The organism is Achromobacter sp. Marseille-Q0513 (assembly GCF_018195695.1).
Taxonomy (GTDB): Bacteria; Pseudomonadota; Gammaproteobacteria; order Burkholderiales; family Burkholderiaceae_B; genus Achromobacter.
The window spans coordinates 1-10,747 of the sequence record NZ_JAGTJY010000200.1 but is presented as its reverse complement, the minus strand read 5'-3'; the positions used below and the strand labels follow the sequence as shown (position 1 = coordinate 10,747).

General features: G+C 69.2%; 11 protein-coding genes. 7 read left to right on the top strand and 4 right to left on the bottom strand.

The genetic code is table 11. The features are described from left to right. A partial coding sequence (locus KDH83_RS26550) for a D-alanine--D-alanine ligase family protein (protein ID WP_212321193.1) occupies positions 1-778 on the top strand: 778 nt, incomplete at its 5' end. Positions 779-830: 52 nt separating this feature from the next. Here KDH83_RS26550 and KDH83_RS26545 read toward each other — a convergent pair. Beyond that, positions 831-1,349, bottom strand: coding sequence for an N-acetyltransferase (locus KDH83_RS26545; protein ID WP_212321191.1), 519 nt, complete (start codon positions 1,347-1,349; stop codon positions 831-833). Positions 1,350-1,483: 134 nt separating this feature from the next. On the opposite strand from KDH83_RS26545, the gene KDH83_RS26540 reads away from it, so the two are divergent. The 4 genes from KDH83_RS26540 (at position 1,484) to KDH83_RS26530 (ending at position 5,543) form a co-directional block, all read left to right on the top strand. Next, positions 1,484-2,284, top strand: a complete 801-nt coding sequence (locus KDH83_RS26540) for an aspartate dehydrogenase (RefSeq protein WP_212321189.1) — start codon at positions 1,484-1,486, stop codon at positions 2,282-2,284. Between the two features lie 102 nt (positions 2,285-2,386). Beyond that, entirely contained in the window at positions 2,387-3,736 is a 1,350-nt protein-coding gene (locus tag KDH83_RS26535; protein WP_349291675.1) for a molecular chaperone HscC, read from the top strand. A gap of 33 nt (positions 3,737-3,769) precedes the next feature. Next, entirely contained in the window at positions 3,770-4,117 is a 348-nt protein-coding gene (locus KDH83_RS32990; protein ID WP_349291674.1) for a hypothetical protein, read from the top strand. Positions 4,118-4,121: 4 nt separating this feature from the next. Then, positions 4,122-5,543 carry a TonB family protein gene (locus tag KDH83_RS26530; RefSeq protein WP_212321187.1) on the top strand — a complete coding sequence of 474 codons (1,422 nt, stop codon included), beginning with the start codon at positions 4,122-4,124 and terminating at the stop codon, positions 5,541-5,543. 30 nt (positions 5,544-5,573) lie between these two features. Here KDH83_RS26530 and KDH83_RS26525 read toward each other — a convergent pair whose 3' ends face one another. Then, a complete protein-coding gene (locus tag KDH83_RS26525; RefSeq protein ID WP_212321185.1) occupies positions 5,574-7,391 on the bottom strand; it encodes an ABC transporter ATP-binding protein/permease in 1,818 nt (605 codons plus the stop codon). 84 nt (positions 7,392-7,475) lie between these two features. Next, a complete protein-coding gene (locus KDH83_RS26520; protein ID WP_212321183.1) occupies positions 7,476-8,378 on the bottom strand; it encodes a LysR family transcriptional regulator in 903 nt (300 codons plus the stop codon). A 122-nt stretch (positions 8,379-8,500) separates the two neighbouring features. On the opposite strand from KDH83_RS26520, the gene KDH83_RS26515 reads away from it, so the two are divergent. Both KDH83_RS26515 and KDH83_RS26510 read left to right on the top strand, forming a co-directional pair. After that, positions 8,501-9,325: an amidohydrolase family protein gene (locus tag KDH83_RS26515; RefSeq protein WP_249205374.1), complete on the top strand. Its 825-nt coding sequence runs from the start codon at positions 8,501-8,503 to the stop codon at positions 9,323-9,325. Further along, complete coding sequence (locus tag KDH83_RS26510) at positions 9,322-10,311, top strand: tripartite tricarboxylate transporter substrate binding protein (RefSeq protein ID WP_212321179.1); 990 nt, start codon at positions 9,322-9,324, stop codon at positions 10,309-10,311. Before KDH83_RS26515 ends, KDH83_RS26510 begins: the two co-directional genes overlap by 4 nt. Before the next feature lie 106 nt (positions 10,312-10,417). Here KDH83_RS26510 and KDH83_RS26505 read toward each other — a convergent pair. Continuing rightward, positions 10,418-10,747, bottom strand: a 330-nt coding sequence (locus KDH83_RS26505) for a hypothetical protein (protein WP_212321177.1), incomplete at its 5' end; no start/stop codon positions are given.

Here is a 10,747-nt window from a genome sequence, read left to right as displayed (position 1 = left end):
CGGCACGCTGGGCGAGGACGGCTCGCTGCAGGGCATGCTGCGCCTGGCCAACCTGCCTTTCGTCGGCTCGGACGTGCTGGGCTCGGCGCTGTGCATGGACAAGGCCATGACCAAGCGCGTGCTGCAGGCCGCCGGCCTGGCCGTGGCGCCGTTCGAATCCTATACCCGCGCCACCGCCGCGCGCGCCCGCTACGCCGAACTGGCCGCCCGCCTCGGCCCGGTGCTGTTCGTCAAGCCGGCCAACATGGGATCCTCCGTGGGCGTGAGCAAGGTGCGCAACGAGGCCGAGTTCACGCAGGCCATGGCGCTGGCGCTGCAGTTCGACCACAAGGTGCTGGTGGAACAGGCCATCGTCGGCCGCGAGATCGAATGCGCCGTGCTGGGCAATGACGATCCGCAGGCCAGCGCCTGCGGCGAGATCGTGCTGCGCGACGAGTTCTATTCCTACGACACCAAGTACATCGACGAAGACGGCGCCGCCGTGGTGGTGCCGGCGGACATCAGCGCAGAAGCCAGCGAGACGATCCGAGGCGTGGCGCTGGATGCCTTCCGCGCGCTGGAATGCGCGGGCCTGGCGCGGGTCGACGTGTTCCTGACGCCGGACGGCCAGGTCATCGTCAACGAGGTCAACACCCTGCCCGGCTTCACCCGCATCAGCATGTACCCCAAGCTGTGGCAGGCCAGCGGCATGAGCTACCCGGAACTGGTCACCCGGCTGATCGAGCTGGCGCGCGAGCGGCATGCGCGCGACGCCATGCTGAAGACCTCGATCCGCTGAAGCCGGCGCCGCCGGCGTCCGGGGCGGCCCAAGCCGCCCCTCAAACCACCCATCAAGCCGCGCCGCCCTGTTGCGGCGCGCGCGCCGCGAAGGCCTCGTGATAGGCCACGTCGCCGCTGGCCGGTTGCGTGTAGACCAGGGCCATGAAGTACTCGGGCGGCACGCCCGGGTAGCGCAGGTCCGGCCGCGTCTCGAAGCCGAAGCGGCGGTAGTACGCCGGATCGCCCATCACCACGCAGCCCGCCGCCCCCAGCGCCCGCAGCCGTGCCAGGCCCTCGCGGATCAGCGCCGCGCCCACGCCCCTGCCCTGCATGTCGGGCAGCACCGCCACCGGGCCCAGCCCGTACCAGTCCGCCGAACCATCGCCGATCGTCACCGGCGAGAACGCCGCGTGCCCCACCTGGCGGCCGTCTTCATGCGCCACCAGCGACAGGGTCAACGCGCCCGCGCGGCGCAGCGCGTCATTGATGTAGCCCTCGGTCTGCTCGCTATGCGGGTGGTCCGCGAAAGCGGCTTGCGTCAGCGCGAAGATCGCGTCGATGTCGGCGGGGGTTTCGGGAAGAATGCGCATATAGGACTCCTGTAAAGCGAAAAGCGAGTTTACGCGGCGATCCGCCTTGACCCTCGCCAGCGCGCTCGCTACATTTTGAGACCGGCCGCGACTGCGTCCGCGCCCCACCCACACAGAACGTCCGCAGGATCCTCATGAACAGCTACCGCGTCGGCATCGCCGGCTTCGGCGCCATCGGCCAGTCCGTGGCGCAATCCCTGAACGCCGGCGTCCCCGGCCTGAGCCTGGCGGCCGTGGCCGTGCGCGACCCCAAGGCCCCGCCCGCCTTCGACTGGCGCGAGCCGCCGCGTTTCAGCACGCTGGCCGACCTGCACGCGCATTGCGACGTGATGGTGGAGTGCGCGCCGGCCGCCGTGTTCCGCGAGCTGGCCGAGCCCGTGCTGCGGGCCGGCAAGAAGCTGGTGGTGCTGAGCTCGGGCGCGCTGCTGCGCCACGCCGACCTGATCGAGCTGGCGCGCCAGCACGGCGCCCAGATCATCGTGCCGTCCGGCGCCATCCTGGGCCTGGACGCTATCACCGCCGCCGCCGAAGGCGAAATCCATTCGGTCACGATGATCACGCGCAAGCCCGTGCGCGGTCTGCTCGGCGCCCCCTATCTGGTGGACAACAACATCGACCTGACCGGCATCACCGAGCCGCGCCTGGTGTTCCGTGGCTCGCCGCGAGAGGCGGCGGTCGGTTTCCCGGCCAACCTGAACGTGGCGGTCAGCGTGTCGCTGGCCGGCATCGGCCCGGACCGGACCACGCTGGAAATCTGGGCCGACCCGGCCCTGGAACGCAATATCCACCGCGTCGAGGTGGACTCGGACTCGGCCTCGTTCTCGATGGAAATCCAGAACATCCCCTCGGCCAATCCCAAGACCGGCCGCATCACCGCGCAAAGCGTCATCGCGGCGCTGCGCAAGCTGACCGGGCCGCTGCGCGTGGGTACCTGAATCCGGGCGGCGCCCGGCACGCGCCGCCGCAACACGCAACACCGACCGGACGCCGGCGCGCCGGCCGCGCTCGCGCCCCGCTTGTTTGCACCAGAGAAGACAATGATCATCGGCATAGACCTGGGCACGACCAACAGCCTCGCGGCCATCTGGCAGGACGGCGCCTCGCGCCTGGTGCCCAATGCGCTGGGAACATATCTCACGCCCTCTTGCGTCAGCCTGGACCAGGACGGCTCGCTGCTCGTGGGCCAGGCCGCGCGCGAACGCCTGCAAACCCATCCGGACCGCTCCGCCGCGCTGTTCAAGCGCCATATGGGCAGCGACAAACCGTTCCGGCTTGGCGACCGCGATTTCCGGGCCGAGGAACTGTCCTCGCTGGTGCTGCGCGCGCTGAAGGCCGACGCCGAAGCGCTGCTGGGCGCGCCGGTGCTCGAAGCCGTCATCAGCGTGCCCGCGTATTTCTCCGACTCCCAACGCCAGGCCACGCGCATCGCGGGCGAACTGGCCGGCCTGAAGGTCGAGCGCCTGATCAACGAGCCCACCGCCGCCGCGCTGGCCTACGGCCTGCACCAGCAGCAGGAGGAAACCCAATTCCTGGTGTTCGACCTGGGCGGCGGCACCTTCGACGTGTCGGTGCTGGAGCTGTTCGAGGGCGTGATGGAAGTCCGCGCCACGGCCGGCGACAACTTCCTGGGCGGCGAGGACTTCGTCGCCGAGATCGTCAAGCAGTTCCTGCAACGCGCCGAGGTGCCGGCCCAGGCCCGCGACGATCCTCGCTTCATGCAGCAATTGCTGGCGCAGGCGGAAATCGCCAAGATCAAGCTGTCGCAGCAGGCCGAATCGCGCCTGCGCGTCGCGTGGCGGGACACGGAATACGCGCTCGACCTGACCCAGGACCGGCTGGCCGACTGGAGCGAGCCGCTGCTGGCCCGCCTGCGCGCGCCCGTCGAACGCGCCTTGCGCGACGCGCGCATCCGCAGCGCCGACATCGCCACCGTGGTCCTGGCCGGCGGCGCCACGCGCATGCCGCTGGTGCGCCAGCTCGTGACCCGCATGTTCGGCCGCTTTCCCAACATCGAAATGAACCCCGATGAAGTGGTGGCGGCGGGCGCGGCCGTCATGGCGGGGCTGAAGATGAAGGATCAGGCGCTGGACGAAGTGGTCATGACGGATGTGTGTCCCTACACGCTGGGTGTCGAAGTCACGCGCACCCTGCCGTCGGGCCAGCGTGTCGACGGACACTTCTCTCCGATCATCGAACGCAACAGCGTCGTGCCGATCAGCCGCGAGGAAACCTACTCGCCCGTGGACGACAACCAGCCCGAAGTGGAGCTGAACATCTACCAGGGTGAATCCCGGCTGGTGCGCGACAACATCCTGCTGGGCACGCTCAAGATGCCGCTATCGCGCCGACCGCGCGCCGAGTCGTCGTTCCAGGTCCGCTTCACCTAAGACGTCAACGGCCTGCTGGAAGTCGAGGCCGGCATGCCCGGATCAAGCCAGCGCCAGCGCATCGTGATCCAGAGCGCCGACAAGCATATGAGCGACGCCGAGGTCCAACGCCGACTGGAAGAACTGGCCTCGCTCAAGATCCATCCGCGCGAGCAGACCGCGAACCGCACGCTGCTGGCGCGCGCCGAGCGGGTTTATCAGGTATTGCGGGGCGACGAGCGGCAACATCTGGCCAATGAAATCCTGCTGTTCGAGCAAGTGCTTGAGCAGCAGGACGCACGCCTCATTCCGCCCGCGCGAGCCCGGCTGACGCAAGAGGTCGACGCGCTGGAACGGTACAGCGTGTTCGATCGTGCCTACGATCCCGGCTACAGCGAATAGCCGCATGCCTGACGCACTGTTCTCGACGCTCGGCATCTCGCCCACCACCGACCAGAAAGCCATCCGCCGCGCGTATGCCGCGCTGCTCAAGCGCACGGACCAGGCCGGCGACCCGGAAGGTTTCGCCGCACTGCGCGAAGCCTACGAGCGCGCACGCGCCTGGGCCGAATGGCAGCGCGAGCAAGACGACGACGAGCCGGAACACGGCCCCGCGCCGATGGAAACTGAAACAGCCGAGGCACCGCCCAGCCTGGATCCCGCGTCGGCCCAGGACGAATCACGTCCCATCGACACACCTCGCGCTGGCAAGGCCGCTCCCGCCTGGACGGCGCCCGCACCCGCGCCTGGCCCCACACCCGAACAACAGACCGAAGGCGTGATCCACTGGACGCGCACGCTGATGCAGGCGGCCGCCGACCAACACAGGGCGCTGTTGGGAAAGGCGATGCTGGACGAGCGCCTGTCGCGCCTGGATGCCGTCGAGCAACTGTCCGCCAGCCTGGCGCAGGCCATCCGGGACCAGCCGGATCGGCAACTGGCGCTGTTCGAGGCGGCGACCCGCCACTTCGGCTGGAACCAGGTAGGTCAGCCGTTTCCCGACGACTGGAACCTGTCTCTCTGGTTCCAGCGCATTCAGGATCAGATGGAATTCCTGGTCCGCCTGCCGCCGGAACAGCATCCCGCCATGCAAGCCGCGCTGCGCGCGGCGCGGCGGTGGCGCAAGCCCATGTTCTGGCAAGCCATCAAGCACGGCGACAGCCTGGAGACGTTGTGCCGTGAAGCCCCGGACCTCGCCGCGCTCGACATCGGCGCCGAGGCCGCGACGGCTTGGCGCGGCGCGGCGGCGCGCTGGCTCCGAGGGCGGTGGCTGCTCGCCTGGATGTCGATGCATCGGATCAAGGTCTGGATCACCATCGTCTGCGTGCTCGCGCTGATCTACATGTATCACGACGCGCATCGTCCATTGACCTATCCGCAGGTCGCGCCATTGCGTTCCTTGCAGATGGACGGGCACGTCACCGTCAAGTCCCTGACCATGAAGTCCTACGCCGAGCATTGCGTCAGCGGTCCGCTCGCCGACCTGGGCTGGTGCACCGTGCTCGGCGTACCCCCTGGCCGGTGGCCCGACGATCTGCCCGACGCGCTGGTCTTCGCAAAATATCCCGATCCGATTTATCCCACTTGGGAATGGCGCAACGGCATCGGCGGCGTTGTCTACATGCGCGTGCTGCTGGACGAAAAAGGCGTGGTGCGGCATGCGGTCATCCTGTCGCCCGATCCCAACCGCGCGCTGAACATCACTGCGCTCGCGGCCGCGGACCAGCTCCGCATGCAGCCCGTCGAACGCGACGGCAAGCCATCGTTCAGCCAAGCCGTACTGGTGTTCCGGTACATCCCCGATTCGCCATCGAGCCGGCAACGTTGACGGCCGCTGTTGTATCCGCCGGACGGCATGCTAGGCCGCCTCGCGCCGCGGCGTTTCCTCCATCGGCCCCATCGACCATCTGCCCGTCCCATCCAGCTCCAGCCGGTGGCTATGAAACGCATCCAGCGTCCCTCGATGCCCCACGCTGACCAGCATCGCCTCGGGCAGGTCCGCGCGCAGACGGCGGTACAGCGCATGCTCCAGCCCCTCGTCGGTCGCCGAGGTGGCCTCGTCCAGGAACACGATCGCGGGCCGGTTGTACAGCACCCGCGCGAACGCCAGGCGCTGCTGCTCGCCGATGGACAGCACGCGCGACCAGTCGGCGGCTTCGCCCAGGCGCGGCGCCAGATGGCCCAGGTTCACGCGCTCCAGCGCGTCGGCCAGGCGCGCATCATCCTGCGGGCCGGCCAGGCCCGGATACGCCACCGCCCCGCGCAGCTCGCCCAGCGGCAGGTAGGGCCGCTGCGACAGGAACAGCGCCCGCGCGCCCAGCGGCCGCCGCAGCCGGCCCTGCGCACAGGGCCACAAGCCGGCCAGCGCGCGCAGCAGCGTGGTCTTGCCGCTGCCCGACGGCCCCTTGATCAGCAGCGCCTGCCCCGGCAGAAGACGCAGGTCCAGGCCGATGACCATGGGCCTGCCGTCGGGCCGCTGCACGCTCAGGCCATCCAGCGCCAGCTCGCCGTGGTCCTCGGCGGTCACGGCCGGCAAGGCGCGCGCGGCCTCGTTGGCATCCAGGAAGCCGCTCAAGCGGTCCAGCGTGGCGCGGTACTGGGCGAAGGTGTCGTATGAGGTGCGGAAGAAGGACAGCGCGTCCTGCACCTGCCCGAAGGCCTGCGCGGTCTGCATCATGTCGCCCAGCTTGATCGCGCCGGAAAAGAAGCGCGGCGCCTGCAGCAGGAACGGAAACACCACCGCCACCTGGCTCACGGCCAGGTTGAAGCCGTCGAACTTCAGGCCCCGGTAGACGCGCGCCCACAGATTGGCCACGTAGGCCAGGAAGCGCTCGCGCAGCGTGGCGCGCTCCACGCCCTCGCCCTGGTAGAACGCCACGTTCTCGGCGTTCTCGCGCAGCCGCACCAGCGCATAGCGGAAGTTGGCGGTCAGGCGCTCGGACAGGAAACTCAGCCGGATCAGCGGACGGCCGATGCGGAACGCGAACACGGTGGCGATGACGACGTACACATAGACCATGAACACCATGGCGCGCGGGATTTCCAAGCCCGCCACCGCCAGCGCCCCCGACAAGCCCCACAGGATGGCGGTGAACTCCACCAGCGACACCACCGCGCTCAGGGCGCCGATGGCCAGCGTGCGGGTGCCGGCGACGAACAGCCCGATGTCCTGTTCGATGCGCTGGTCGGGGTTGTCGACGGGCTGGTCCAGGAAATGGCCGCGATAGTAAGCGCGGCCGTCCAGCCAGTCATGCGTCAGGCGCTCGTTGAGCCACACGCGCCAATGGATGTCGAAAGCCTGACCGGCATAGCTGTCGACCAGCGTGCGCAGCACGTGCACGGTGGCCAGCACGCCGAAGATGGCGAGGAAATGCCAGAAGGCCGTCTGGTCCAGCGCCTGCAGCGCGCTATAGAAACCGTTGTACCAATAGGAAAACAGCACCGTCATGCGCACGGCGAACATGGCCAGGAACAGCAGCAGCGCGACGGTCAGCAGCGGCCGCCAACTGCGCCGCGGCGTCAGGTAGGGCCAGGCCAGCCGCCAGAACTTGCGGCCCCAGCCGGTGAAACGCGCCAGCAAGGCGGCGGACACGGCCAGCGCCACGGCCGTGATGAAAAAGGCGCGCAACAGCCACCATGCGCTTTGCGCGAGCTGGTCGTTCCAATTCAGGTCCATCGCTTGGAAACCTTGTGCGAGATTTCCAAGTTAGACGGGGCGCGCGAGGCGAGTTCCGATGCGCCCCACCGCCTTAAGCCTGGCTTAAGTCTGCGCCGCGCCAGCGGGCCGCAAATCCAGGTTGGCGAACAGGTCGGCCAGCGTCGGCACCGAGCGCGCGGGCCAGATCGCGCTGAGGTCAAAACTGGGCAGCGACTGTCCGTCGCGCACTTCGCAAAAGCGCACGCCGCTGAAATCCATCGACCGGATCCAGCTGGGCAGCAGCGCCACGCCGCAGCCGCCGGCCACGCAGGACAGCACGGTCAGCGTGCGGTTGGCCTCCTGCGCCACATGGGCGTCGTGGCCCGCCTTGCGCAGGGCGTCGAGGATATCCGCATAGAACGAAGGCAGCTGCGCCTGCGGATACATCACCAGGCCGGCCTGCGCGATGCGCGCCAGCGAGGTCTGTCCGTCCGGGTCCAGCTCGAACTCGTCGGGCACCGCGGCCACCAGCCGCTCGCGCAGCAGCTGGCGTTCGCGCATGCGCCCGCCCACGGCCACCGGCGTGTGCATCAGGCCGATGTCGATGCCGCCGTCCTGCAAAGCCTGGGCCTGCGCGGCATTGCTCATCCCGCGCAGCCCCACCTCCACGCCCGGCGCCTGCCGCCGTAGTTCGCGCAGCGCGCGCGGCAGCGTGTCGAACAGCGCCGAGGTCACCAGCCCCCCCGTCAGCTGGCCGGCGCTGCCGCGTGCGATCTCGCGGGCGCGCTGCTCGGCGGCGTCGATGCGGGCCACGCTGACGCGCGCGTCCTCGACGATGGCCAGCGCCGCCGGCGTGGGCGCGGCGCCCAGGCGCGAACGCTCGAACAGGCGCACGCCCAGGTCCTTTTCCATGCGGCCCAACGCCTGGCTCAGCGCGGGCTGCGCGATGCCCAGCCATTCGGCGGCGCGACTGACGCTGCCATGGTCCATCACCGCCAGGAAATAACGCAGATGCCGGGTTTCCATATCAATCCGGTATGAATAAAACATTTTCTAACAATAGAAAACTATACCTTGCCTTTCTAGAATTCCGCCATACGGAAAACAGGCGCCCGCCCCGGGCCGGCGCCGCCCCGCAGGAGACCCGCTTGCAAGGCCCCGCCATCGACACTCACGCGCATGTCTTCCGCCAAGGATTGGCGCTGGCCGACGCGCGCCGGCACACGCCGGACTACGACGCGACGCTGACGCAATACCTGGCCTTGCTGGACGCGCACGGCGTGGCGCGCGGCGTGCTGGTGCAGCCCAGCTTCCTGGGCACCGACAACAGCCATCTGGTCGCGGCGCTGCGCGCCGCCGCCGGCCGGCTGCGCGGAGTCGCCGTGGTGTCGCCCGACATCGCGACCGAGGATCTGCTGGCGCTGGCCGAGGCCGGCGTGGCCGGCATCCGGCTCAACCTGATCGGCCTGCCCCTGCCCGCGCTGGACCAGCCCGCCTGGCAGGAATTGCTGGCGCACGTCAACACGCTGGGCTGGCATGTGGAAGTGCATCTGCAGGCGAGCCGCCTGCCCGCTATCATGCCGGCCCTGCTGGCCGCCGGCTGCCGCGTGGTCATCGACCACTTCGGTCGTCCGGACCCGGCCCTGGGCATCGCCGACCCCGGCTTCGCCTATCTGCTGCGCCAGGCCGACAGCGGCCAGGTCTGGGTCAAGCTGGCGGCGCCCTATCGCAACTGGCCGGCGCCGGACTGTGCGCGGGCCGGCCGTGAAGCCGCCCGGCTGCTGCTGGACGCCTACACGCCCGACCGGCTCATGTGGGGCAGCGACTGGCCCCATACCGAGCATCGCCACCTGGCGTCCTACACCGCGGCGACGCAGTGGCTGGACGCCTGGATCGACGATGCCGCGGCGCGGCAAGCGGTGCTTGCCGATACCCCGCTGCGGTTGTTTCAATTCACTGGAGAAGCACGATGACCCCTCTGTTCAAACGCGTTGCCCGCCGTGGCGCCCTGCTGCTGGCCGCCGGATTGCTGGCCGGCGGCGCCGGCGCGGCCTCGGCCGCCTACCCCGAGCGCGCGATCACGCTGGTGGTCACCTACCCGCCCGGCGGCACGGTCGACGTCGTCGCCCGCCTGATCGGCCCCAAGCTGGCCGCCGAGCTGGGCCAGCCCGTGGTGATCGAGAACCGCGGCGGCGCGGGCGGCATGATCGGCGGCGCGGTCGTCGCCAAGGCCCAGCCCGACGGCTACACGCTGATGCTGGACGCTTCGAACCACGCGCAGAACCCCGCGCTGCACTCGCGCATGCAGTTCGACACGCTGACCGCCTTCGCGCCGGTGTCGCTGCTGCTGCGCGTGCCCAACGTGCTGGTCGTGACGCCCTCGTATGAAGTCAAGACCGTGGCCGACCTGATCAAGCTCGGCCAGCCGGATCAAAAGAGCCATGTCTACTTCGCCTCGGCCGGTCCCGGCTCGGCCCAGCACCTGGCCGGCGAGCTGTTCAACCTGCTGGCCAAGACCCAGCTGCAGCACGTGGCCTACAAGGGCGGCGGCCCGGCCATGATCGACGTCATGTCCGGCCAGGTGCCGGTCATGTTCGCCAGCATGGGCTCGGCCTGGCAGCACGTGAAGAACGGCAAGCTGCGCGCCGTCGCGCTGGGCGGCTCGACCCGCTCGCCGGCCGCCCCGGACCTGCCCACCATCGCCGAATCCGGCGTGCCCGGCTACGAGACCTATGAATGGAACGCCGTGTTCGCGCCGGCCGGCACGCCGCCCGAGGTCGTCACGCAGCTGTCGCAGGCGCTGGCCAAGGTGCTAAAGGACCCGGCGATCGCCGAACAGCTGGCCGGCATCGGCGCCGAGCCCATCGGCTCCACGCCCGCCGAACTGGACGCCTTCCGCCGCGCCGAGATCGAGAAATGGCAGCGCGTGGTCAAGGAAGCCAATCTGAAGCTGGACTGAAGTCCGCATTGAATACGGCCGGGCCGAGACAGGCCCGGCTCCCGGTTTGCCGGTTTGCGGCGCTCTTCGGAGCGCCGTTTTTTTTTGCGCCGTCGCGACCGGATCCCTATGCGCCCGGTTCGGATTCGCAGTACCGGCCCGCCGCCTGCTTCATCGCAGGAGCGTCCGCGCCGGCCGGGGCGCTCGCCAGACCGACCATGAAATACCGGCCGTCGACGGCATCGTCCTTGCCGATCAGGTAGAGCGTGTCCGGCCCGCCGCCCTGGGACCGCGCCCGCGCGCACCAGGCCCGGCCGATGCCGCGCTGCTGCTCGCGCAACAGGCGCAGGCCTTCGGCTGACGCGCCGGTTTTCAGATGGACGTCGAAATCCGCCATGGCCTTGGCATCCAATGAAAACCCGGCATGGAAATAGTTCGTGTCGACCCGCGTATACAA

Bases quoted from the DNA above. Each gene is read 5' to 3' on its own strand.
- KDH83_RS26545 (WP_212321191.1), bottom strand. From the start codon at position 1,349: ATGCGCATTCTTCCCGAAACCCCCGCCGACATCGACGCGATCTTCGCG.
- KDH83_RS26540 (WP_212321189.1), top strand. From the start codon at position 1,484: ATGAACAGCTACCGCGTCGGCATCGCCGGCTTCGGCGCCATCGGCCAG.
- KDH83_RS26535 (WP_349291675.1), top strand. From the start codon at position 2,387: ATGATCATCGGCATAGACCTGGGCACGACCAACAGCCTCGCGGCCATC.
- KDH83_RS32990 (WP_349291674.1), top strand. From the start codon at position 3,770: ATGCCCGGATCAAGCCAGCGCCAGCGCATCGTGATCCAGAGCGCCGAC.
- KDH83_RS26530 (WP_212321187.1), top strand. From the start codon at position 4,122: ATGCCTGACGCACTGTTCTCGACGCTCGGCATCTCGCCCACCACCGAC.
- KDH83_RS26525 (WP_212321185.1), bottom strand. From the start codon at position 7,391: ATGGACCTGAATTGGAACGACCAGCTCGCGCAAAGCGCATGGTGGCTG.
- KDH83_RS26520 (WP_212321183.1), bottom strand. From the start codon at position 8,378: ATGGAAACCCGGCATCTGCGTTATTTCCTGGCGGTGATGGACCATGGC.
- KDH83_RS26510 (WP_212321179.1), top strand. From the start codon at position 9,322: ATGACCCCTCTGTTCAAACGCGTTGCCCGCCGTGGCGCCCTGCTGCTG.